The 22,777-nt window shown below is 74.1% G+C and carries 20 protein-coding genes and 1 pseudogene; 14 read left to right on the forward strand and 7 right to left on the reverse strand.

The window, feature by feature from the left end; genetic code table 11:
• Nucleotides 1-207: 207 nt before the first annotated feature.
• The 5 genes from K7787_RS05355 to K7787_RS05375 all read left to right on the forward strand — a co-directional run bounded on the left by K7787_RS05355 (nucleotide 208) and on the right by K7787_RS05375 (nucleotide 5,230).
• Nucleotides 208-651 (forward strand): SRPBCC family protein, encoded by a 444-nt coding sequence (locus K7787_RS05355; protein ID WP_164389519.1) that lies wholly within the window; start codon nucleotides 208-210, stop codon nucleotides 649-651.
• 294 nt (nucleotides 652-945) lie between these two features.
• Complete coding sequence (locus K7787_RS05360; RefSeq protein WP_223000643.1) at nucleotides 946-2,115, forward strand: ArsA family ATPase; 1,170 nt, start codon at nucleotides 946-948, stop codon at nucleotides 2,113-2,115.
• A 56-nt stretch (nucleotides 2,116-2,171) separates the two neighbouring features.
• The gene (locus K7787_RS05365; RefSeq protein ID WP_164389427.1) at nucleotides 2,172-2,723 is read left to right on the forward strand and encodes a DUF5304 domain-containing protein; all 552 of its coding nucleotides are present in this window, start codon (nucleotides 2,172-2,174) and stop codon (nucleotides 2,721-2,723) included.
• Between the two features lie 179 nt (nucleotides 2,724-2,902).
• Nucleotides 2,903-3,856, forward strand: a complete 954-nt coding sequence (locus K7787_RS05370; RefSeq protein ID WP_019984448.1) for an ROK family glucokinase — start codon at nucleotides 2,903-2,905, stop codon at nucleotides 3,854-3,856.
• 615 nt (nucleotides 3,857-4,471) lie between these two features.
• The gene (locus tag K7787_RS05375) at nucleotides 4,472-5,230 is read left to right on the forward strand and encodes an endonuclease/exonuclease/phosphatase family protein (protein WP_223000644.1); all 759 of its coding nucleotides are present in this window, start codon (nucleotides 4,472-4,474) and stop codon (nucleotides 5,228-5,230) included.
• A gap of 120 nt (nucleotides 5,231-5,350) precedes the next feature.
• Here K7787_RS05375 and K7787_RS05380 read toward each other — a convergent pair whose 3' ends face one another.
• Nucleotides 5,351-5,986 carry a hypothetical protein gene (locus K7787_RS05380; RefSeq protein WP_223000719.1) on the reverse strand — a complete coding sequence of 212 codons (636 nt, stop codon included), beginning with the start codon at nucleotides 5,984-5,986 and terminating at the stop codon, nucleotides 5,351-5,353.
• Nucleotides 5,987-6,476: 490 nt separating this feature from the next.
• On the reverse strand, nucleotides 6,477-7,256 hold the full coding sequence (locus K7787_RS05385) for an alpha/beta hydrolase (RefSeq protein WP_223000645.1): 780 nt from the start codon (nucleotides 7,254-7,256) through the stop codon (nucleotides 6,477-6,479).
• A 212-nt stretch (nucleotides 7,257-7,468) separates the two neighbouring features.
• Between K7787_RS05385 and K7787_RS05390 the strand changes: the two are divergent.
• The 5 genes and pseudogenes from K7787_RS05390 to K7787_RS05410 all read left to right on the forward strand — a co-directional run.
• Nucleotides 7,469-8,248: pseudogene (locus K7787_RS05390) on the forward strand (lysophospholipid acyltransferase family protein); the annotation flags it as partial.
• 263 nt (nucleotides 8,249-8,511) lie between these two features.
• Entirely contained in the window at nucleotides 8,512-9,876 is a 1,365-nt protein-coding gene (macS, locus tag K7787_RS05395) for a MacS family sensor histidine kinase (RefSeq protein ID WP_223000646.1), read from the forward strand.
• A complete protein-coding gene (locus K7787_RS05400; protein ID WP_050790701.1) occupies nucleotides 9,873-10,592 on the forward strand; it encodes a response regulator in 720 nt (239 codons plus the stop codon). The genes macS and K7787_RS05400 overlap by 4 nt, the downstream gene beginning before the upstream one ends.
• 189 nt (nucleotides 10,593-10,781) lie before the next feature.
• The gene (locus K7787_RS05405; protein WP_223000647.1) at nucleotides 10,782-11,810 is read left to right on the forward strand and encodes a 6-phosphofructokinase; all 1,029 of its coding nucleotides are present in this window, start codon (nucleotides 10,782-10,784) and stop codon (nucleotides 11,808-11,810) included.
• Between the two features lie 98 nt (nucleotides 11,811-11,908).
• Nucleotides 11,909-12,904: a 2-hydroxyacid dehydrogenase gene (locus K7787_RS05410; RefSeq protein WP_223000648.1), complete on the forward strand. Its 996-nt coding sequence runs from the start codon at nucleotides 11,909-11,911 to the stop codon at nucleotides 12,902-12,904.
• On the opposite strand, the gene K7787_RS05415 is transcribed toward K7787_RS05410, so the two are convergent.
• Both K7787_RS05415 and K7787_RS32385 read right to left on the reverse strand, forming a co-directional pair.
• Nucleotides 12,856-14,754, reverse strand: coding sequence for an anthranilate synthase family protein (locus K7787_RS05415; protein ID WP_223000649.1), 1,899 nt, complete (start codon nucleotides 14,752-14,754; stop codon nucleotides 12,856-12,858). The genes K7787_RS05410 and K7787_RS05415 overlap by 49 nt on opposite strands.
• 118 nt (nucleotides 14,755-14,872) lie before the next feature.
• Complete coding sequence (locus K7787_RS32385; RefSeq protein ID WP_223000650.1) at nucleotides 14,873-14,965, reverse strand: trp operon leader peptide; 93 nt, start codon at nucleotides 14,963-14,965, stop codon at nucleotides 14,873-14,875.
• A gap of 141 nt (nucleotides 14,966-15,106) precedes the next feature.
• Between K7787_RS32385 and K7787_RS32050 the strand changes: the two genes are divergently transcribed.
• From K7787_RS32050 to K7787_RS05435, 3 genes are all read left to right on the forward strand, one after another.
• Entirely contained in the window at nucleotides 15,107-16,474 is a 1,368-nt protein-coding gene (locus K7787_RS32050; protein WP_223000651.1) for a glycoside hydrolase domain-containing protein, read from the forward strand.
• Between the two features lie 153 nt (nucleotides 16,475-16,627).
• Nucleotides 16,628-17,947 carry a class II 3-deoxy-7-phosphoheptulonate synthase gene (locus tag K7787_RS05430; RefSeq protein WP_043261680.1) on the forward strand — a complete coding sequence of 440 codons (1,320 nt, stop codon included), beginning with the start codon at nucleotides 16,628-16,630 and terminating at the stop codon, nucleotides 17,945-17,947.
• Between the two features lie 148 nt (nucleotides 17,948-18,095).
• Nucleotides 18,096-18,368 carry a (2Fe-2S)-binding protein gene (locus tag K7787_RS05435; protein ID WP_308036288.1) on the forward strand — a complete coding sequence of 91 codons (273 nt, stop codon included), beginning with the start codon at nucleotides 18,096-18,098 and terminating at the stop codon, nucleotides 18,366-18,368.
• Between the two features lie 57 nt (nucleotides 18,369-18,425).
• Here K7787_RS05435 and bfr read toward each other — a convergent pair whose 3' ends face one another.
• On the reverse strand, nucleotides 18,426-18,944 hold the full coding sequence (gene bfr / locus K7787_RS05440) for a bacterioferritin (protein WP_009188138.1): 519 nt from the start codon (nucleotides 18,942-18,944) through the stop codon (nucleotides 18,426-18,428).
• 154 nt (nucleotides 18,945-19,098) lie between these two features.
• On the opposite strand from bfr, the gene K7787_RS05445 reads away from it, so the two are divergent.
• The gene (locus K7787_RS05445; protein WP_043260701.1) at nucleotides 19,099-19,767 is read left to right on the forward strand and encodes a sulfite oxidase-like oxidoreductase; all 669 of its coding nucleotides are present in this window, start codon (nucleotides 19,099-19,101) and stop codon (nucleotides 19,765-19,767) included.
• Between the two features lie 11 nt (nucleotides 19,768-19,778).
• Here the strand turns inward: K7787_RS05445 and K7787_RS05450 are convergent, their stop codons facing one another.
• On the reverse strand, nucleotides 19,779-20,678 hold the full coding sequence (locus K7787_RS05450; protein ID WP_164388002.1) for a deoxyribonuclease IV: 900 nt from the start codon (nucleotides 20,676-20,678) through the stop codon (nucleotides 19,779-19,781).
• 95 nt (nucleotides 20,679-20,773) lie between these two features.
• Nucleotides 20,774-22,717: a Stk1 family PASTA domain-containing Ser/Thr kinase gene (pknB, locus tag K7787_RS05455; RefSeq protein WP_223000652.1), complete on the reverse strand. Its 1,944-nt coding sequence runs from the start codon at nucleotides 22,715-22,717 to the stop codon at nucleotides 20,774-20,776.
• Nucleotides 22,718-22,777 lie beyond the last annotated feature (60 nt).

Here is a 22,777-nt window from a genome sequence, read left to right on the forward strand (position 1 = left end):
GGGGGGGGGGGGGGGGCGCGGGGGGGGGGGGGGGGGGGGGGCGGGGGGGGGGGGGGTGGGGGGGGGGGGGGGGGGGGGGGGGGGCGCGCCCCCGCCATGTCCGCTGGTGGGGGTTCAGTCCGCCGTGCGCCTGCGCGGTAGCCTTCCGCTGCACACACGTGCGCACGACGACCCGACTTCCGGTCCGCACCTGGAGGAGCCACGGCGATGGCGGAACACACCAGCTCGAGCATCACGATCGAGGCGGCCCCCGCCGACGTCATGGGGGTGATCGCCGACTTCGCCCGCTACCCCGACTGGACCGGCGAGGTCAAGGAGGCCGAGGTCCTCAAGGCGGACGAGCGGGGCCGCGCCGAGCAGGTGCGCCTGGTCATGGACGCGGGCGCCATCAAGGACGACCAGACCCTCGCCTACACCTGGACCGGCGACGACGAGGTCTCCTGGACCCTGGTCAAGTCCCAGATGCTGCGCTCCCTGGACGGCTCCTACCTCCTGCGCCGCTCGGGCCCGGCCACCACCGAGGTCACCTACCGCCTCACGGTGGACGTCAAGATCCCCATGCTCGGCATGATCAAGCGCAAGGCGGAGAAGGTCATCATCGACCGGGCGCTGGCGGGACTGAAGAAGCGGGTGGAGTCGAAGGAGCGGTAGCCCTCCGGGCGGGGCGGGACGGGGTTCCGCTTCCTCCGGCGGGCGGTCGGGGGCTCGGCAAGGGCCGGCCGGGACGGTTCGCGGCCGAGCCGGAACGGGGCGGGGCGGGGTTCCGTTCGTGGTCCCGCCGGGCGGCTCGTCGGGCGGTCGGACCGGCACGGGAGCTTTCGGGTGCGCCCGAGGCCCGTCCGGACTCCGCCGAGGTCGGTTCGGATCTGATCGCGGGGGCGCTCCCGGGGTCGCGGTCCGGCGGCCCGGCGTTCGCGCGCGGCGGGCGGATGTAGCGTTCGGGGCATGCGTACCCTCCTGATCACGGGACCCGGGGGCAGTGGCCGTACGACCGTGGCCGCCGCCACCGCACTCGCCGCCGCCCGTGACGGCGTCCGCACTCTGGTGCTCAGCGCCGACCGCACCGACACCCTCGGCGCCGTCCTCGGGGCGGCGACCGGCGCCGAGCCCGTGGCCGTGGCACCGGGCCTCACCGCCTGGCGCCCCGACGCCGCCGCCGGCTTCCGCGCCGACCTCGCCGCCTTCCAGGACCGCGCCGCGAACGTCCTCGACCTGCTCGGCGCCGCCCGCCTGGACGCCGAGGAACTGACCCCGCTGCCCGGCGCCGAGGAACTCGCCCTGCTGCGCGCCCTGCGCGACGCCGCCCTCTCCGAGCGCTTCGACCTCCTCGTCGTCGATCTGCCGCCCGCCCCGCAGGCCCTCGCCCTGCTCGCCCTCCCCGCCGAACTGCGCCGCTATCTGCGCCGGCTGCTGCCGCCCGAGCGGCAGGCCGCCCGCGCCCTGCGCCCGGTCCTCGGCCGCCTCGCCGGCGTCCCCATGCCCGCCGAGTGGCTGTACGAGACCGCCGCCCGCTGGGACGTGGAGCTGGCCGCCGTCGAGGCGGTCGTCGCCGACCCGGGCACCGCCGTACGCCTGGTCGCCGAGCCCGGCCCGGCCGGCGCCGACGCGGTCCGCGCCGCCGCCCTCGGCCTCGCCGTGCGCGCCCTGCCCGTGGAGTCGCTGGTCGCCACCCGCGTCCTGCCCGAGGCCCCCGCCGACTCCTGGCAGGCCTCCCTCGCCGCCCAGCAGCGAAAGGCCCTGGACGAGTGGCGGGAGACCTACGCCGTCCACCCGGCCGCCCACCTCGGCCGGGACCCGCGCGGCCCCGACGACCTGACCGCCCTCGCCCTGCCCGCCGCCGCCCCGGCGCCCGCGCCCGCCGCCTGGCCGGTCACCGACGAGATCGCCGGGGACGGCGTGCTCGTGTGGCACATCCCGCTGCCCGGCGCCCTGCGCGACGAGCTGGACCTGGTCCGGCGCGGCGACGAACTCGTGCTCACCGCGGGACCGTTCCGCCGTATCGTCCCGCTGCCCTCCGCCCTGCGCCGGTGCACCGTCGAGGGCGCCGCCCTGCGCGAGGGGGAGCTGCGGATCCGGTTCGCGCCGGACCCCGCGCTGTGGCCGCGCGAGAGATGAACCGCCGCCCCCGGTTCGGGTAACGTCGAAGGACGAACCGTAGTCAGGAGCCCGCCATGAGCGAAGAGCGCCCACCCACCGACGCCGCTCGGGACGACGCCGCTCAGGAGGAGACCACCGCCGCCCCGCCGCGCGCCACCGACGACGACGCCTGGTCGACGGCGTGCGCCGAGGACCTGGCGGCGGAGCAGGCCCGGCGCCGCGCCGAGTACGGCCCGCCCCCCGGCTCGGCCGCCGAGGAGCTGCGCAAGTTCGTCGACGCCGTCGCCGGCAAGCTGTCCTCGCTCCAGTCGCCGCTGCTCGGCGCGCTGGCCGGGCCCGCCGCACAGCAGGTGGTGCGGCAGGTCGTGCAGCAGGCCAAGGCGACCGTCGAACCGGTCATCGAACGCAACCCGGACGTCTTCGACCACCTCGCCGCGGCCGGCGGCGAACTCCTCGCCGCCTACCGCTCGGCCGTCCAGGCCCAGGAACGCCGCTGGACGTCCCGCACCGGCCGCGCCGACGACCTCGACGGCGACCTGAAGAACCTGGACGACCGCGGGGACGGCCCGGGCCGCCGCGACGGCGGCGAGGGCACGGGCGGCGGCCAGCGCATCGACCTGGACTAGCCCCGCCGGACGACGAGCCCCCGCCGAAGACGAGCCCCACCGCGGACCCGCCCTCGGCCGCCCCGGGGGCCGGCTCCGCCGCCGATGCGCGCCTGCTCGGGGGGTGGACGCCGCGAATCGGACGGTGGCGCCTCGGGTACGGTTGGCCGTAGCGGGGCTCGACCGGAACTGAGGGATTCATGGGACTCACCATCGGCGTCGACATCGGCGGCACGAAGATCGCGGCCGGCGTGGTCGACGAGGAAGGCAACATCCTCTCGACCTTCAAGGTGCCGACCCCCACCACACCCGAGGCCATCGTGGACGCCATCGCCTCGGCGGTGGAGGGAGCGCGCGCGGGGCACGACATCGTCGGCGTGGGCATCGGCGCCGCCGGATACGTCAACCGGCAGCGCTCCACCGTCTACTTCGCGCCCAACATCGACTGGCGCCAGGAGCCGCTCAAGGCGAAGGTCGAGGAGCGCGTCGGCCTCCCCGTCGTCGTGGAGAACGACGCCAACGCCGCGGCCTGGGGCGAATACAAGTTCGGCGCCGGCAAGGGCCACCGCAACGCCATCTGCATCACGCTCGGCACCGGCCTCGGCGGCGGCATCATCATCGGCAACAAGCTGCGCCGCGGCCACTTCGGCGTGGCCGCCGAGTTCGGCCACATCCGGATGGTCCCGGACGGCCTGCTGTGCGGCTGCGGCTCGCAGGGCTGCTGGGAGCAGTACGCCTCCGGGCGCGCCCTCGTCCGGTACGCCAAGCAGCGCGCCAACGCCACCCCGGAGCGCGCCGAGGTGCTGCTCGCCCTCGGCGACGGCACCCCCGACGGCATCGAGGGCAAGCACATCTCCATGGCCGCCCGCCAGGGCTGCCCGGTCGCCGTCGACTCCTACCGCGAGCTGGCCCGCTGGGTCGGCGCGGGCCTGGCCGACCTGGCCTCCCTCTTCGACCCGTCCGCCTTCATCGTCGGCGGCGGACTGTCCGACGAGGGCGAACTGGTCCTGGACCCGATCCGCAAGTCGTACAAGCGCTGGCTGGTCGGCGGCAACTGGCGGCCGGTCGCCGACGTGATCGCCGCCCAGCTCGGCAACAAGGCCGGCCTGGTCGGCGCGGCGGACCTGGCCCGGGAGCCCGACCCGGTCATGTGAACGACACCGCCCCCTGACCGGCCGCGCCTGCCGGACGGGACGGCCCCGGCCCGTCGAACGGCCGGTCCTGCCGGGCGGCCCCGTCCGCCGAGCGACCACGCGCCCACCGCCCTCTCCGTCCGGGCCGGTGGGCGCAGGCGTGTCCGGGGGAGGAACGGGCGGGTGTGGGTGTGGATGTGCGCCTGAGGGCGTGTGCGGGTGTGGGGGCGTGTGCGCGGGGCGTGCGCTGCCCCCCCCCGGGACTGCGTGGCCGGGACTGCGTGGCCGGGACGGCGGAGTGTTCCCGCGGTGGGGGAGGCCGCTGGGGAAGCCGGGGACGCGGTGCCGGTGTGGGGGCGCGGGGCGGCCGGGGGAGGCCGGGGACGCGCTGCCGCTGTGGAGGCGCGGGGCCGCCGGGGAGGCCCGGGGCGCGCTGCCGGTGTGAGGGCGCGGGGCGGGGCGGTGTGTCTGACCGGGCGGGCCGAGGCGGGCGTGCGGACCGCCCGGGGGCGATGCGTTCGCGCGCCCGGCGGGGAAGCGGGATGCCCCGCTGCGGGCCGCCGCCTGGAGGGCGGCTCGCGGTCCGCCTCGTCGGCGAGACGGGTCGCCGTGCCGGTCGGGCGGCGGGCGCGGCGTATGTTGATCGTCATGCTGCTGCCCAACTCCCGCACGGAACCCGACGGTTCCGCCGTCGTCCGTGTCCTCGGCTACAACATCCGCTCGCTGCAGGACGACTTCGAGGCCCTCGCCCGCGTGATCAGGGCCTGCGCGCCCGATCTCGTCCTGCTCCAGGAGGCGCCCCGCTTCTTCCGCTGGCGCAAGAAGCTGGCCCGGCTCGCGTCCGCCACCGACCTGGTGATCCTCACCGGCGGCGCGACCGCCGCGGGGCCCGCGGTGCTCTGCTCGCTGCGGGCCACCGTCGAGCGCACCGAGGACGTCCTGCTGCCGCTCACCCCCGGGCAGCACCGGCGCGGACTCGCCACCGCGGTCGTCCGGTTCGGCGGCGCCCGGCTCGGTGTCCTCGCCTCCCACCTCTCCCTCGTCGCCGCCGAGCGCCAGGACCAGAGCGGGCTGCTCCTGGACCGGCTCGCCAAGATGGGCGTGGAGCACGCGATCGTGGGCGGCGACATCAACGAGGGCCCCGAGGGCCCGGCCTTCCGGCGGCTGGCAGACGCCCTCCAGGACGGCTACGCCACCGCCCCCTGGGGCGGCGAGCACACCTGGTCGGCCACCGAGCCGCACCGCCGCATCGACGCGATCTTCGCCACCCCCGGCATCGAGGTGCTCGGCTGCGGCGTCCCGCTGGACCAGCCCGGAGTCACCGAGGCGGACCTCAGGGCGGCCACCGACCACCGTCCGGTGCTCGCGGCCCTGAAGATCCCGGCGACGGCGTGACCGCGTGACCGAGGGCGGGACGGAGCCGCCGTAGCGCCGCCGTACGGGCGGGCGTACGACGACGGGGGCCGTACCGGCGTACGGCCCCCGTCGTCGTCTCCACGACCGCTCTCGTCCCGGTCACACGACCGCGCCGCGCCCCGGGTCGTCGTCCTCGTCGTCGCCCGGGTTCATCCGCGCCACCAGCGTCGCGATGCCGCCGAGGAAGCCGCCGATGCTCAGCGTGGTCAGCCACCACGTCATGTCCCAGCCGAGCAGCACCGCCAGCAGGAGCAGGACGGGCCCGCCGATCACACCCAGCCAGGCGAACTTCGCCGTGGCGTCCGCGTCCGGCAGCGGGGGCGGCTCCGGGGGCACGAAGTGGCCCTCGTCGTCCTCGTCGAAGTCGTCGTCGGAGGGCTCGCGCACCGTGAAGTCGCGCGGGCCGGCGGGCGTGCCGACGCCGGGCGCGAAGGAGACCGAGCCGCCCAGCGGCCGGGCCGCGCCCGGCCCCGCTTCCTCGGAACGCCCGTCCTGCGCTGCGTCGCCGGTGGTCCGCCCGTCGCCCGTGGCGCGTCCGTCCTGCGGGCCGCCGTCCTCGGGCCGCCGTGCCTTCGGGCGGTCCTTGGTGCCGGGCCGCTCGTCGTCCGCGTCCGGCGGTTCCGGCAGCGGCAGGTCCCGGATCGGCCGGAACGGCCGTGCGCCCGGCGGGTCCGGCGGCTCCTCGCCGTACCCGGCGACGATCGCGGCCCAGGCGGCCTCCTCGTCCAGCGGCATGCCCGCCGCCGTGCGCTCCACCGGTCCGCCCGGGGCGCCCGCCTCCGCCGCCCTGCCCGCGGCCCGGGACTCCCCGGCCTCCCGCGCGTCGCCGGCGTCGACCGACCTGACGGCGTCGGACGCCTTGAGGGGATCGGCGGCCTTGGCCGCGTCGGACGCCTTGACGGGATCGGCCGCCTTCATCGGATCGACCGCTGAGATCGGATCGCCCGCCGTCAGCCCGTCGCCCGGTCCGGCGGGTTCGGCTGAGTCGACCGGCTGGGTCGCCCCGGCCGGCCCGGCGTCGGCCGGCTCGACCGCGTCGGAGGCCCGCGCAGCCTCGCCCGAGCCACCCGCCTCAGCCGCCCCGGAGGCCGCGTCGTCCCGTACCGCCGCGTCGTCCCGTACCGCGGCGTCGTCCCGTACCGCCTCCCCGGGCCGTGCCGCCCCGTCGGGACGGTGCGGCGGCCTCGGCTCGCCGTTCTCCCGGCCCTCGCGGTCGGAGTCGTGCTCAGCCACCTTGGGCCGTCCCTTCCTTGCCGACGCTGGGTGCGAGCCGTCCGATGAAGGCGTAGCTCTCCTCGAAGATCCGGTCCGCGTCATGGTCCAACGTCGCGACGTGGTAGCTGTGTTCCAGCAGCACCTCCGTCACGTCCAGGGAGGAGACCCGGCTGAGGATCCGCGCCGGGTCGGCCGGCGGCACCACATGGTCGGCGGGGCTGCGCAGCACCAGCAGCGGCTGGGTGACCTGCGGCAGCTCACCGTCCAGCATGCGCAGGAAGACCCGCAGCGAGTGCGCGGCGTGCAGCGGCACCCGGTCGTAGCCCAGCTCGGCGGCGCCCTCCTTGGCGATGTCGCTGGCGATGCCCTTCGTCGTGCGCACCAGGTGCCGGGCCACGGGCAGGGCGTACGCGGACAGGCCGTGCACCTTGTTGGCCGGGTTGACGACCACCACGCCGTCGACCGCGTCCCCGTGCTTGGCCGCCAGCCGCAGCGCCAGCGCGCCGCCCATCGACAGTCCCGCCACGAAGACGCGCGTGCACCGCTCGCGCAGGGCGCGCAGCTCGTGGTCCACCTCGGCGTACCAGTCCTGCCAGCCGGTGAGCTGCATGTCCTCCCAGCGCGTGCCGTGCCCGGGCAGCAGCGGCAGCGACACCGTCAGACCGCGCTCGGCGAGATACTCGGCCCAGGGGCGCAGCGACTGGGGGGAACCGGTGAAGCCGTGGCAGAGGAGGACGCCGACCTCCCCGCCCTCGTGGCGGTACGGCTCTGCTCCGGGGAGGACCGGCACGTCGGTCTCCTGTTCGTGAGTGGACTCGGCACGTCGATGACAGGTACGTCGAGGCAGGATGGCCCGCCGCAGCGGCGCGCGGCCGTCGACTGCGGGTACTTCACCGTACGCGACCGCACTGACACCGACCAGGGCCGTCGGGTCCTTCGGCGGTGCAGCGGGTTATGGTCTGATCGACACACACGGGAGGAACTCGGTTGTTCTACGGCACGATGAAGGTCGCCATCGGGGGGCCGCTGAAGCTCGCCTTCAGGCCCTGGGTGAAGGGCCTGGAGAACATTCCGGCCGAGGGCCCCGCCATTCTGGCGAGCAACCACCTCTCGTTCTCGGACTCGTTCTTCCTGCCCGCGGTGCTCGACCGCAAGGTCACCTTCATCGCGAAGGCCGAGTACTTCACCACGCCCGGCGTGAAGGGCCGGCTGACCGCCGCGTTCTTCAAGGGCGTCGGCCAGCTGCCGGTGGACCGCTCCGGTGCGCGCGGCGCGGGCGAGGCCGCGGTGAAGAGCGGGATCGAGGTGCTGGAGCGCGGCGAGCTGTTCGGCATCTACCCGGAGGGCACCCGTTCGCCCGACGGACGCCTCTACCGCGGCAAGCCGGGCGGTCTGGCCCGGGTGGCGCTGGCCACCGGCGCGCCGGTCATCCCGGTCGCCATGATCGACACGGAGAAGATCCAGCCGCCCGGCAAGGTCGTCCCCAAGCTGATGCGCCCCGGCATCCGCATCGGCAGGCCCCTCGACTTCAGCCGCTACCAGGGCATGGAGCACGACCGCTTCGTCCTGCGCGCGGTGACCGACGAGGTCATGTACGAGATCATGAAGCTCTCCGGCCAGGAGTACGTCGACATGTACGCGACCGCGGCCAAGCGGCAGCTCACGGAGGCGGCCAAGGCGGAGAAGGAGGCCGAGAAGGCGGAGAAGGCCGCCGCGGCCGCCATGGAGAAGGCCGAGAAGGCGCAGGCCCAGAAGGAGCGGGCCGAGCGGGAGGCGGCCGAGGCGAACCGCAGGGAGGTCCAGGCCGAGGAGGAGGCGCACGCCGCGGCCGGACCCTCCCGCGACGAGCGGCAGGCCGGGGCCGGGCCGGCTGGCGACGATAAGCGGACCCCGGCCGGAAGCTCCCGCGACGACGGGCAGGACGAGAACGGCCGGACCCGCGACGACGGGCAGGACGAGAACGGCCGGACCCGTGGGGACGACGGGCGGGCCGAAGAGGAGAGAACCGCGGAGTAGGCGACCGCGGACAACGGGGGGAGGGGCGCATGCCCAGGCGCGCGCGCGTCATGAGGATGTCGGTCGAGCAGCCCATGTGGCGTGCGCTGGCCGGCTACCGGGTGCTGACGATGTTCTACGCGGTCGGCCTGTTCGCCACCGCCTACGACCGCTTCCCGCGCCCGTGGGTCGCCGTCGCGTACTACTGCGTGATCTTCGTGTGGACCCTGGCCACCCTGCCCCGGGTCGCCAACGCCGCGAGCTGCACCCGCCCCTTCCTCGCCGTCGACCTCTCCCTCGCCGTCTGCGGCATCCTCCTCACCCCGGTGGCCGACGCGCACGCCCGGATCGTGGAGGGCGGACCGACCCTGCCGTCGATATGGACCGCCGGCTCGGTCCTCGCCTTCGCGGTCAAGGGCGGCTGGCGGTGGGCCGCCGTCGCCTCCACCGCGATCGCCGTCGCCAACCTCGTCGAGCGCGGCGTCCCGGCCCGCGACACCGTGCACAACGTCGTCCTGGTCTGGGTCGCTTCCATCGCCATCGGCTACGTCGTGGAGGTCGCCCGCGCCTCCGAGCGCACCCTCGCCCGCGCCCTGGAGATCGAGGCCGCGACCAGGGAGCGGGAGCGGCTGGCCCGGGACATCCACGACAGCGTGCTCCAGGTGCTGGCCATGGTGCAGCGGCGCGGCGCGGTGATCGGCGGCGAGGCGGCGGAACTGGGGCGGCTGGCGGGCGAGCAGGAGGTGGCGCTGCGCACCCTGGTCTCCGGCGGCATGGTCCCCGTCTCCCGGGTCTCCACCGACGCGGCCGACGGCGCCCTCGTCCAGCTCGTGGACGAGCGGGACGAGCGCGAGGACGGGGACGAGCCCGGCGGGCGCGGCGGGCGGGACGGGCGGGGCGACGGCTCCGTCGATCTGCGCGCGCTGCTCGCCCCGTACGCCGGCTCCCGGGTGGCCCTGGCCGAGCCGGGCGCCCCGGTGCCGCTGCCGGCCGCCGTCGCCCGGGAGCTGGCCGCGGCCGTCGGCGCCGCGCTGGACAACGTCCGCCGGCACGTGGGCGAGGACGCGCGGGCCTGGATCCTGGTGGAGGACGAACCGGAGTCGGTGCTGGTGACCGTGCGCGACGAGGGGCCCGGCATCCCCGAGGGACGGCTCGCCCAGGCCGAGGGCGAGGGCCGGCTCGGGGTGGCCCAGTCGATCCGGGGCCGGCTGCGCGACATCGGCGGCGCCGCCGCGCTGATCTCGGTGCCCGGCCAGGGCACGGAGGTCGAACTGACCGTACCCAAGAACGCGTCGCACCCGAAGCACGCGACGGACGAGAAGCACGAGAAGCACGAGAAGCACGAGAAGCATCCGCGCGAGGCCCGCGGCGGCGGCGCCGCGGCGTGGGTGCGGGGGAAGGCGGGAAACCGATGACGGCGACGAGCGGAACCGGAACCGGGCAGGGCGAGGAGAACACGCCGGTGCGGGTCATGGTGGTGGACGACCACCCGATGTGGCGGGACGCCGTCGCCCGCGATCTGGCCGAGTCCGGCTTCGAGGTGGTCGCCACGGCGGGCGACGGCGAGCAGGCGGTGCGCCGCGCCCTGGCCGCCGCGCCCGACGTCCTCGTCCTCGACCTCAATCTGCCGGTCAAGCCCGGCGTCCAGGTCTGCAAGGAACTCGTCGCGCACAACCCGGCGTTGCGGGTACTGGTGCTCTCCGCGAGCGGCGAGCACGCCGATGTGCTGGAGGCCGTGAAGTCGGGCGCCACCGGCTATCTGCTCAAGTCGGCCTCCACGCAGGAGCTGCTGGACGCGGTGCGCCGGACCGCCGCGGGCGACCCGGTGTTCACGCCGGGGCTGGCCGGGCTGGTCCTCGGCGAGTACCGGCGGCTGGCCGCCGAACCCGCGCCCGCCGCCGGCGCCGGGACGGACGGCCCGGAGCCGGGGGCGCCCCGGCTCACCGAGCGCGAGACCGAGGTGCTGCGCCTGGTCGCCAAGGGCCTCAGCTACAAGCAGATCGCCGAGCGTCTGGTCATCTCCCACCGCACGGTGCAGAACCATGTGCAGAACACCCTCGGCAAGCTCCAGCTGCACAACCGCGTCGAACTGGTCCGCTACGCCATCGAACGCGGGCTCGACGGCGAATAGGGCGAGAAGGGCATAGGGCTGCGATCGCGCGTAAACCGGCGTGAAGTGATCAAGTCACCCTTTCGAGTGCATTTGCCGTGATCAACTACCGGACATTTCACCGGAATTGACCGTCGCGCCCGTCCCGGAGTGACCTGCGTCACCCTTAGCGTGAGCCTCACCAGGCAACCGCGGCGAAGGGACATTTCCATGCGCGTCGGAGTACTGACCGGAGGCGGCGACTGCCCCGGGCTCAACGCCGTCATCCGGGGCGTCGTCCGCAAGGGCGTGCAGGAGTACGGCTACGACTTCGTCGGCTTCCGGGACGGCTGGCGAGGCCCCCTGGAGAACGACACCGTCCGGCTCGACATCCCCGCGGTGCGCGGCATCCTGCCCCGCGGCGGCACCATCCTCGGCTCCTCGCGCACCAATCCCCTCAAGCAGGAGGACGGCATCCGGCGGATCAAGGACAACCTCGCCAAGAACGAGATCGACGCGCTCGTCGCGATCGGCGGCGAGGACACCCTCGGCGTGGCCGCGCGGCTCAGCGACGAGTACGGCGTGCCCTGCGTCGGCGTGCCCAAGACCATCGACAACGACCTGTCCGCCACCGACTACACCTTCGGCTTCGACACCGCGGTCTCCATCGCCACCGAGGCCATCGACCGCCTGCACACCACCGCCGAGTCCCACATGCGCGTCCTGGTCTGCGAGGTGATGGGCCGGCACGCCGGCTGGATCGCCCTGCACTCCGGACTCGCCGGCGGCGCGAACGTCATCCTCATCCCCGAGCAGCGCTTCGACCTCGACCAGGTGTGCGCCTGGATCACCTCCCGCTTCCGCGCCTCCTACGCCCCGATCGTCGTCGTCGCCGAGGGCGCCATGCCCAAGGACGGGCAGATGGTCCTCAAGGACGAGTCCCGCGACTCCTTCGGACATGTGCGGCTGTCCGGCGTCGGCGAGTGGCTGGCCAAGGAGATCGAGAGGCGCACCGGCAAGGAGGCGCGCACCACCGTCCTCGGGCACATCCAGCGCGGCGGCACCCCCAGCGCCTTCGACCGCTGGCTCGCCACCCGCTTCGGGCTGCACGCCGTCGACTGCGTCCGCGACGGCGACTTCGGCAAGATGGTCGCCCTGCGCGGCACCGACGTCGTCCGCGTCCCGATCACCGAGGCCACCGCGAAACTGAAGACGGTCGACCCGAAGCTGTACGACGAGGCCGGCGTCTTCTTCGGCTGACGCCGTCCCCGGCCGGCGGCCCGCCGCCGTGGTGGACCGCCGGCCCACGGGGTACGGGCCGTATCCTCGGCCCATACCCCACAGAACGGGAGCGCGCAGTGGAGATCCTGGCCTTCGGAGTGCAGGCCGACGAGAAGCCCCTGATCGAACACGCCTTCCAGGACCACCACGAGGTCCGCTGTCTGGACGTCTTCCTCAACGAGGACACCGCGCCCATCGCCGCCGGCTACGAGATCGTCTCCTCCAGCGTCAACGCCGAACTCGACGCGCCGGTCCTGGAGATCCTCGCCGCGGGCGGCACCCGGATGATCGCCCAGCGCTCCACCGGCTTCAACAACATCGACCTGCGCGTCGCCAACCAGCTCGGCATGACGGTCGCCCGCGTCTCGTACTACTCGCCGTACGCCGTCGCCGAGTTCGCCTGGACGCTCGCCCTCGCCGTCAACCGGCGCATCGTGCGCGCCTCCACCCGCACCCGCGACTTCGACTTCCGCCTCGACGGCCTGATGGGCCGTGATCTGCACGGCCGTACCGCGGGTGTGCTCGGCACCGGCAAGATCGGCGAGGCGTTCGCGCGGATCGCCCACGGCTTCGGCATGCGGCTGCTCGGCTGGGACGTCGCCGAGAACCCCGCCTGCATGGAACTGGGCATGCAGTACGTCCCCAAGGACCAGCTGCTCGCCGAGTCCGACCTCGTCTCCCTGCACGTCCCGCTGATGCCGCAGACCCAGCACCTCATCGACGCCGCCGCGCTGAAGGCGATGAAGGACGACGCGATCCTGGTGAACTCCAGCCGCGGCGGCCTCATCGACACCGCGGCCCTCGTCGCCGAACTGCGCGAGGGCCGCTTCACCGGCGTCGGTCTGGACGTCTACGAGTCCGAGGCGGGCCTGTTCTTCCTCGACAAGTCCCTGGAGGCCATCGAGGACGACATACTGGCCCGCCTGCTCACCTTCCCCAACGTCCTGGTCACCTCCCACCAGGCGTACTACACCGAGGACGCGGTGCGGCAGATCGTGGAGACCACCGTCCGCAACGTCCTCGACTACAAGGCCGGGCGCCGCTCGGAGAACGTGCTCGTGCCGCACAGCTGACCCATCAGACCGGTCACGATCGCCGCGCCGTTCAGCGTCAGCACCGACTCCGGGTGGAACTGCACCGACGCGAACGCACCCCCGCCGTCGCCGCCCGGCCCGCGCAGCGCGTGCACCTCGCCCGTCGCGCCGCGGCTCACCTCGACGCCGTGCGCGGCCAGTTCGGCGCGGGCCTCGTCGTCGCAGCGGGCCACGAAGCTGTTGTAGAAGCCGACGGTCTCCGGCCGCCCGAACAGGTCGATCGCGGTCTGCGCCCCCTGGTACGGCACCTCCTTGCGGACGATCTCCAGGCCGAGTTCCGCCGCGATCAGCTCATGGCCGAGGCACACGCCGAGCACCCCGTGCCGGTGCCGGGCGATCAGCTCGGCGGTCAGGGCGCGCAGCAGCCGCATCTTCGGATCGGCGAGGTCCCGGGGGTCGCCGGGGCCCGGCCCGAGGACGACCGGTCCCTCGTGCGCGAGGACCGTCTCGCGCAGACCGGCCTCGTCGTAGCGGCGGACGGTCACCTCCAGCCCCGCCGAGCGCAGCACATGCGCCAGCATCGCCGTGAAGGTGTCCTCGCCGTCCACGACCAGCGCGTGCCCGGACACGGCGTCCGACCGCTCCTGCATCCGCAGCCAGAACGGCGCCAGCGACAGCCGCCGCCCGTCCAGCGCCGCCCGCACCCGCGGGTCGTCGGCGAGCCGGGGCAGCGTCCGCTCCGCCCGCGGCCGGGCCGGCCGTACGCCGAGGGCGCTCAGCACGCCCGCCGCCTTGGCGTGCGTCTCCTGGACCTCGCTCGCCGGGTCCGAACCGCGCACCAGCGTCGCCCCCACCGGCACCCGCAGCCGCCCGGCCGCGTCGATGTCGGCGGTGCGGATCAGGATGGGGGAGTCCAGCGTCTGCGCGCCGCCCGCGTCCCGGCCGAGCAGGGCCAGCGCGCCGGCGTAGTAGCCCCGGCCGCCCACCTCGTGCCGTTCGATGACCCGGCAGGCGTTCTCCACCGGCGAGCCGGTGACGGTCGCGGCGAACATGGTCTCCCGCAGCACCTCGCGCACGTCCAGCGAGGACCGGCCGCGCAGCTCGTACTCCGTGTGCGCCAGATGGGCCATCTCCTTCAGCCGCGGCCCGACCACGACCCCGCCCATGTCGCCGACCGTGCACATCATCTTCAGTTCCTCGTCGACGACCATCGACAGCTCCTCGATCTCCTTGCCGTCGGCGAGGAAGTCCAGCAGGTGCTCGGGCGTCGGCCCCTCGGCCGGATAGCGGTACGTCCCGCTGATCGGGTTCATCACGACGGTGCCGCCCGACATCCGCACATGCACCTCCGGGCTCGCCCCGACCAGCGTCCGGTCCCCGGTGTGCACCACGAACGTCCAGTACGCGCCCCGCTCGCCCGCCAGCAGCCGCCGGAACAGCGCCAGCGCGTCCGCCCGCGAGAAGCCCGGGATCCCGCCCTGGTAGGTCCGCCGGATCACGAAGTTCGCGCCCTCGCCCGCGCCGATCTCCTCGTCGAGGACCCGCCCGACGATCTCCGCGTACTCCTCGTCGCCCACGTCGAAGCCGCCGCCCTCGACCCGCACCTCGTGCGCGGGCAGCTGCGCCAGCGCCTCGGCGAGCGGGACGGCGTACGTCTCCTCGGGCGTGAGGACGGTCAGCGGGGTGCCGTCGTCGCGTACGTCGAAGCCGCGCTCGCGGATCTGCCGGAACGGCACCAGCGCCAGGCCCTCGTCGGGCAGCTCGGCCAGCCGCTCGCACACGGACACCCGGCCGACCAGCACCTCGACCCGCTCATGGTCGTGGCCCGGGGTGCGGCGGCGCAGCAGGGCGAAGGGACGGTCGTCGTGCAGCAGCTGTGCCAGGTCCATGGTTCCTCTTCCGTCGGTGTCGTCGATGTCTGCCGACTGCCGGTGAGGAACGGTCCGGACGCGAGAACGCCGAAGGCCGCCCCCCGGGCGGCCTTCGCGAAGTCTGGGATACGCGCAGTCAGCGGGCCGCCGGAGAAGCGGTCCACCACCAGTTCTGGTTCAGGGTCGAATGCGCGAACATGCCCGGCACCCTACCCCATCGGTGCCGCATCGCGCCCCGCCCGGACCGCGTCCCGCGTCGCCCGGACGCACCACAGGCCGGTTTCCGGCGGGCCCGGCGCGTGGAAGGACGGCGTCCGTCCCGTGCGCCGGTCCCCTTCGGACGGCGCCCGTCCCGACCGAGGAGCCCGCCATGCCCGTACGACGGTCCGTACGACGACCGCCGCACCGCCCGGCCGGACGGCGCGCCCCGCGCGCCCTCACCGCGGCGGCCCTGTGCGCCGCCCTCGGCGCGGGCGCCCCGTCGGCCGCCGCCACCGCACCGCCGGCCGACGCCGTGCAGCAGCCCGCCGGCGCCGAGCCGCTTTCCGCCGGGCGGCCCGCACCCCGCACCGCGCCGCCCGCCGCCGGTCCCGCCGCGTCCCCCGCCCGCCCCGCGGCCTCTGCGGCCTCCGACGACGCGGGCAAGACCGTCTCCTACCGCGGCCACACCTTCACCGTCCCCGCCGACTGGCCGGTCGTCGACCTCACCGCGCACCCCACCGCCTGCGTCCGCTTCGACCGCCACGCCGTCTACCTCGGCGACCCCGGCGAGCAGCAGGACTGCCCCGCCCGCGTCATCGGCCGCACCGAGGCGCTGTGGCTGCGCCCGGCCACCGCGACCAAGGCCGCCGTCACCGAGAACCCCACCGCCCGTGAGTTCCGGGCCACCGCGCCCGCCGACGGCATCGCCGTCACCGCCCCCTACGGCGCCGACCGCGCCACCGCCGAGCGGGTGCTGCGCAGCGCCGGACTGCCCGTCGCCGCCGCACGCACCGAACCGCCCGCCGCCACCCCCGCCGCCCCGGCCCTGCCCGCCGACGCCACCGCCCACCAGGGCAAGGGCTTCGACACCTGCACCGCGCCCGGACAGAGCGCCATGGACGCCTGGAAGGCCGCCTCGCCCTACAGCGCGGTCGGCGTCTACATCGGCGGCGTCAACCGCGGCTGCGCCCAGCCGAACCTGACCGCGGAGTGGGTGCGCACCCAGTACAGGGCCGGCTGGCGCTTCCTGCCGCTGTACGTCGGCCCGCAGCCCGCCGCCGGCGCCGGCAGTTGCGCGAGCGACTGCGCGGCCGTCACCGACCCGGTCCCGCAGGGCAGGGCCGCCGCCGAGGACGCCGTCGCCCAGGCCGGGACGCTCGGCTTCGGCAAGGGCTCGGTGCTCTACAACGACCTGGAGCAGTACACGCCGGGCGCCGCCCTGACCGCGCGGGTGCTCGGCTACCTGGAGGCCTGGACCGCGCGCCTGCACGAACTCGGCTACCGCTCCGGCGCGTACGGCAGCGTCTCCTCCCTGGTCGCCGACCTGGTCGCGCACGCCGCCGGGACGACCCTGCCGGACGTGATCCACTTCGCTCGCTGGAACGACGAGGCCACCCTCACCGACCCCGTCCTCCCGGCCGCCCTGTGGGCCGGCCACCAGCGCGTCCACCAGTACGCGGGCGACCGCGCCGAGACGTACGGCGGCGTCCGGATCAGCGTCGACCGCGATCTGCTGGACGTGGGCACGGGGGCTTGAGGGGCGCGCGAGCGGCGCGGTGCGCTCCCCGCGGCCGCCCACGACCGGGCGCCGGCTCCCGGAATCCGGTGTCCCAGAGTTTGGGCACGGGGCCGAGACGCCACACGCAGCCCGTAGGCTGGGAGCGTGAACGCAAACGCCTCCACCGTCGACATGAACACCTGGCGAGACCTCCCTGCGGCCCAGCAGCCGGAGTATCCGGACCAGGGCGCTCTCCGTGAGGTGATCACCGAACTGGAGAGCTTCCCGCCGCTCGTCTTCGCGGGCGAGTGCGACAATCTGCGCGCCCGGATGGCGGCCGTGGCCCGGGGAGAGGCGTTCCTCCTCCAGGGCGGCGACTGCGCCGAGGCGTTCGACGCGGTGTCCGCCGACGATATCCGGGCCAAGCTCAAGACGCTGCTCCAGATGGGCGCCGTGCTGACGTATGCCGCCTCCGTGCCGGTGGTGAAGGTCGGCCGGATCGCCGGGCAGTACTCCAAGCCGCGCTCCAAGCCGACCGAGACCCGCGACGGGGTGACGCTGCCGACCTACCGCGGCGACTCCGTCAACGGCTTCGAGTTCACCGAGCAGGCCCGCGTCCCCGACCCCGAGCGCCTGAAGCGGATGTACCACGCCTCCGCCTCCACGCTGAACCTGGTGCGCGCCTTCACCACCGGCGGCTACGCCGACCTGCGCCAGGTCCACGCCTGGAACCAGGACTTCGTCAAGTCCTCGCCCTCCGGGCAGCGCTACGAGCAGCTGGCCCGGGAGATCGACAACGCGCTGAACTTCATGCGGGCCTGCGGCACCGACCCGGAGGAGTTCAAGACCGTCGAGTTCTTCTCCTCGCACGAGGCGCTGCTGCTGGACTACGAGTCGGCGCTCACCCGCGTCGACTCGCGCACCGGGCAGCTGTACGACGTGTCCGCGCACATGGTGTGGATCGGCGAGCGGACCCGGCAGCTGGACCACGCGCACATCGAGTTCGCCTCGAAGATCCGCAACCCGATCGGCGTCAAGCTCGGCCCGGCCACCACGGCCGAGGAGGCGCTGCAGTACATCGAGCGCCTCGATCCCGACCGCGAGCCGGGCCGGCTGACGTTCATCGTGCGGATGGGCGCGGACAAGGTCCGGGACAAGCTGCCCGAGCTGGTCGAGAAGGTCACCGCGTCGGGTGCGGCGGTGGCCTGGGTGACCGACCCGATGCACGGCAACACCTTCGAGGCGGCCTCCGGGCACAAGACCCGCCGGTTCGACGACGTGCTCGACGAGGTCAAGGGCTTCTTCGAGGTCCACAAGGCGCTCGGCACCCACCCGGGCGGCATCCACGTCGAGCTGACCGGCGACGACGTCACCGAGTGCGTCGGCGGCGGCGACGAGATCTTCGTCGACGACCTCCACCAGCGCTACGAGACGGCCTGCGACCCCCGCCTCAACCGCAGCCAGTCCCTCGACCTCGCCTTCCTCGTCGCGGAGATGTACCGCGACCAGTGACGGGGTCTCCCGCCTGCGGGAATGATCTGGGGCGCGGATCACACACGGTCCGCGCCCCAGCCGCTGTCGCGGTCCTTGCGTGACGGGTAAGGTTAGGTTTGCCTCACCGAGAAGTCGGGACGGCACCCCTGATCCGACCCGGCGGGAGGTGAGCCGCGTGTACGTCTGCAGTTGCTTCGGGATCACCGAGCAGCAGGTCAAGCAGCACGCGGAGAACGGCGCCTGCACGCCCCGCCAGATCGCCTCCGCCTGCAAGGCCGGCACCGACTGCGGCGGCTGCGTCCGGCGCATCCAGGCCCTGCTCGGCCGGGGCGCCTGCCCCCGCCGCGAGCTGATCGACCGCGGCGCGCCGGCCTTCCCGCAGCTCCCGCGCACCGCCGCCGTCGCGACGCCGTCCGACGCCGACCGCGACGCCGCCTAGGAGTCCGGGTCCCGGGCGGGGTCCCGGGCCCAGGAACGGACGGGGCCCGGGCGGCCGTTACGGCGTCGAGAAGCCGTGCGTGCCGGGGCCCGAGGGGTCCGGCTGGCTCTGCTCGATGACCGTCGAGAGATAGAGCGCCTCGCCCAGCTTGTCCACCAGCTCCAGCTGGGTGTCCAGGTAGTCGATGTGGTGCTCCTCGTCCGCGAGGATCGCCTCGAAGATGTTCGCCGAGGTGATGTCGCCCTTGTCGCGCATCACGTCCACGCCCCGGCGCAGCCGGTCGATGGCCTCGACCTCGATCTGCCGGTCGGCCCGGAACATCTCCGTGATGGTCTGCCCGACCTGCACATGGAAGAGCCGCTGGTAGTTGGGCAGGCCGTCCAGGAGAAGGATGCGGTCGGTCAGGAGCTCGGCGTGCCGCATCTCGTCGAAGGACTCGTCGCGGGTGTACTTGGCGAGTTTCGTCCATCCCTTGTGGTCCTGCAGCTTCGAGTGCAGGAAGTACTGGTTGATCGCGGTCAGCTCGGCGGTCAGCTGCTCGTTGAGGAGTTCGATGACCTCGGGGTCGCCTTGCATCCTGCTGGGCTCCTTCTGTGCGGATCCGGTCCGATAGCGCCGCATGATTGCACCGGTGCACACACGCGTCCAGTAAGTTCACACTTAGTAATAGATGCCCGAATCGTCTCGGGGCTGGTCATGTGCACCCCGTCCGGTCTGTCAGGATGGAGTCATGGGTCAGCCGGTGGAACGCGCGTCCGGGAACGCGTCGGGAGCAGGGGCGAAGGGGGCGCCGTCGGGAGCCGCGCAGCCGGAGCTTCCGCCGGGCCAGCGCCTCCAGCGCGGCTGGCCGGTCACCCACTACGGTCCGGTGCCCAAGTTCCGGCCCGAGCGCTGGGAGTTCCGGGTCTTCGGGGCCACCGCCGACGGCGCCAAGCACTGCTGGACCCACGAGGAGTTCACGGCCCTGCCGTACACCACCGTGGTCGCCGACCTGCACTGCGTCACGAAGTACAGCATGCTCGGCGCCGAATGGGGCGGCATCCCGGCCCGCACGATCCTCGACATCGCGCCGCCCGCGCCGGACGTCACCCATGTGATGGTCTGGGCGGAGTACGGCTTCAGCTCCAACCTGCGGCTGTCCGACTTCACCGCCGAGGGCGCCCTCTTCGCCACCCACAAGGACGGCGAGCTGCTCACCGCCGAGCACGGCTTCCCGCTCCGCCTGGTCGTCCCGCACCTGTACGCCTGGAAGGGCCCCAAGTGGGTGCGCGGCGTGGAGTACATGACCGCCGACCGGCGCGGCTTCTGGGAGGAGCGCGGCTACCACAACATCGGCGACCCCTGGAAGGAGCAGCGCTACTCCTACCAGGAGGAACCGGGGGACGGTCCGGAACTGTGAGTTCCCGCTAGCTAGCCGTCCCTGAGCTTCTTCAGGCGTTCCACGTCCGCCGCGTGGCCCTCCTTGCCGCCCGGGGTCTCGATGACCAGCGGGACGCCCGCCGTGGCCGGGTGCGTCATCAGGGCGCGGAACGGGTCCTCGCCGATGTGACCGGCGCCGATGTTCTCGTGCCGGTCCTTGTGCGCGCCCGAGACGTCCTTGGAGTCGTTGGCGTGGATCAGCTTCAGCCGGCCCGGGCCCACGGTCTCCACGAGCAGGTCGAGGGTCTGGTGCATGCCGTGCGGGCCGGTCAGGTCGTGCCCGGCGGCGAACACATGGCAGGTGTCCAGGCACACGCCGAGCTTCGGATGGGCGTCCAGCGCCTCGAAGTACGGCCCGAAGTCCCAGGTGCGCGAGCACAGGGAGGCGCCCTGCCCGGCCGTCGACTCCAGCAGCAGGAACGGGTCGTCGTCGTGGGTCAGCTCGTCCAGCAGCGGCAGCAGGCGCTCCCGTACCTGCGCGAGCGCCACCGCGCGGTCCCGGCCACCGGTCGCGCTGCCGGTGTGCACCACCACGCCGAGCGCGCCGATCTCCCGGCCGCGCCGCAGCGAGTGCCGCAGCGACTCCACCGACCGCTCCACGGTCGCCTCGGTGTGCGAACCGAAGTTGATCAGATACGGTGCGTGCACGTACGCCGGGATCGACTCCTCGGCGCAGGCCGCGCGGAAGGCCTCGTCCTGGCGCGGGTCGCCGGTGGGCGTGGCCCAGCCGCGCGGGTTGGCGACGAAGACCTGCACGGTCTCGGCCCCCAGTTCGCGGGCGTAGGCGAGGCCCACGGAGTTCAGCCCGCCCGCGACGGGGACGTGGCCGCCCACCGGGTTGCGGGTGCGGCCGGGCGACAGGGGGAGGGTGGGGGACTGCTGACTGCTCACCCGTTCAGGGTGTCACGGTCCCGGCGGGCGCTGGACCGCCGGGCCGCCGTGATCCCGGTCTCGTCGGGCGGGTCGCCCGGCGCGGACCGGGCGCCTCACCTGATCGTGATGGTGATCGTGGAGCCCTTCGGCGCCCGGTCGCCGCCGTCCACCGACTGCTTCTTGACGGTGTCGCCGAACAGCCCCAGCAGTCCGCGGTCCTCATCGACCTGGAAGCCGGCCGCCTCCAGCGTCTTCTTCGCGTCGTCCACGCTGTCGCCCGTCACGTCCGGCACCTCGACCATCTCCGGGCCCTTGGACAGGGTCAGCGTGACGGTGTCGCCCTCGGCGGCCCGGCCGCCGGCGCCCGGGGACTGCCGGGCGACCTGGCCCGGATCGTCGTCGGAGTTGACCCGCTCGGCGGCGACCTTCACCTCCAGGCCAGCGTCGGCCAGGTCGGACTTCGCCTGGTCCAGGTCCTCGCCGGTGACGTCCGGCACCTCCACCGGGCGGCCCTTGCTGACGACGAGCGCGATCGCCGAACCGGCCCGGCGGTCGATGCCCGCGCCGGGGTCGGTGCTGATCACCGCGCCCTTGGCGACGTCCTCGCTGAACGCCCGGCTCACCATGCCCGGCTCCAGCCCCTCCTTCTTCAGCCGGGCGCGCGCCTTGTCCAGGGCCATGCCCTCGAGGTCGGGCACCCGCACGGTCTCCGGACCGTCGGAGAGGGTGAGCGCGACGGAGCCGTGACTGCGGATGCGGGCCCCGGCGCCGGGGTCGGTGCTGATGATCGTGCCGCGCTGGACCGTGTCGCTGTAGGCGTGCTGGACGCTGCCGACCCGCAGGCCGGCCTTGTCGAGCCGGTCCCTGGCCTGCGCCTCGGTCTTGCCGAGCACCGGCGGCACCTTGGTGAACTGGCCGGAGTTGATGTACCAGACGCCGCCGCCGACGCCGAGGACCAGCAGGACGGCGGCGACGAGCGTGAGCACTCCGCGCCCGGGCCGCCGGCCGCCGGTGCGCCGCGGACCGGGGCCCGGCGGGGGCGGAGGCGTCTCCAGGCGGCTGGTGCGGTGCAGGGCGGCCTCGTCCACGGGGTCGCCGGAGACGGGCAGCGGGCGGGGCACCGTCAGCGCGCGCGGGATCACGCTCGTACGGTCCTCGGCGTTGTCGTGCCCGTCGGTGCGGGCCTGCGGGGGCAGCGCGTCGAGCTGGTCGGCGCTCAGCGCGGCGCGGGTCTCGCGCGCGAGCGCCAGCAGGGCCACCGCGTCGTGCGGACGCGCCTGCGGATCGCGGGCGGTGGCCGCGGCGACCAGCGCGTCCAGCCCGGGCGGCAGGCCCGGCACGGCGGCCGAGGGCGGCGGCACGTCCTCGTGCAGATGCCGGTAGAGCACCTGCGCGGGGGTCTCGCCCTGGTGCGGCTTGCCGCCGGTCAGCATCTCGTAGAGGACGACGCCGCACGCGTACACGTCGACCCGCGGTTCGGCCGTGCCGTTCTCGATCTGCTCGGGGGCGAGGTAGGAGACGGTGCCGAGGACGGCGCCGGTGGTGCTGGTCACCGTGTCCACGGACCGCACCAGCCCGAAGTCGGCGACCTTGACCCGGCCGTCGTCCCCTATCAGGACGTTCTCCGGCTTCATGTCGCGGTGCACGAAGCCCGCGCGGTGGGCGGCGCCGAGCGCGGCGAGCACCGGCTCCAGGATGTCCAGCGCGGCCCGCGGCTGCAGCGCCCCGCGCTCGCGCAGCACGTCCCGCAGGGTGCAGCCCGCGACGTACTCCATGGCGAGGTAGACGTACGACCCGTCGGCGCCCTGGTCGAACACCTGTACAACGTTCGGGTGGTCGAGGCGGGCGACCGACTTGGCCTCGCGGATGAACCGCTCCACGAACGAGGCGTCCGTGGCGAGCGCCGGATGCATCACCTTGAGCGCGAGGACGCGGTCGAGGCGGGTGTCCAGGGCCCGGTAGACCGTGGCCATCCCGCCGGCGGCGATCCGCGCGTCGACGCGATAGCGGCCGTCGAGCACCTGCCCGACGAGAGGGTCCTGAAGGGTCGTATCCACGCAGCGAGTCTACGAGCCGGCACGGACACCCACGTCTCCCGGACGAGGTCCGGGACGGGA

Source organism: Streptomyces sennicomposti, from assembly GCF_019890635.1.
Lineage (GTDB): Bacteria > Actinomycetota > Actinomycetes > Streptomycetales > Streptomycetaceae > Streptomyces > Streptomyces sennicomposti.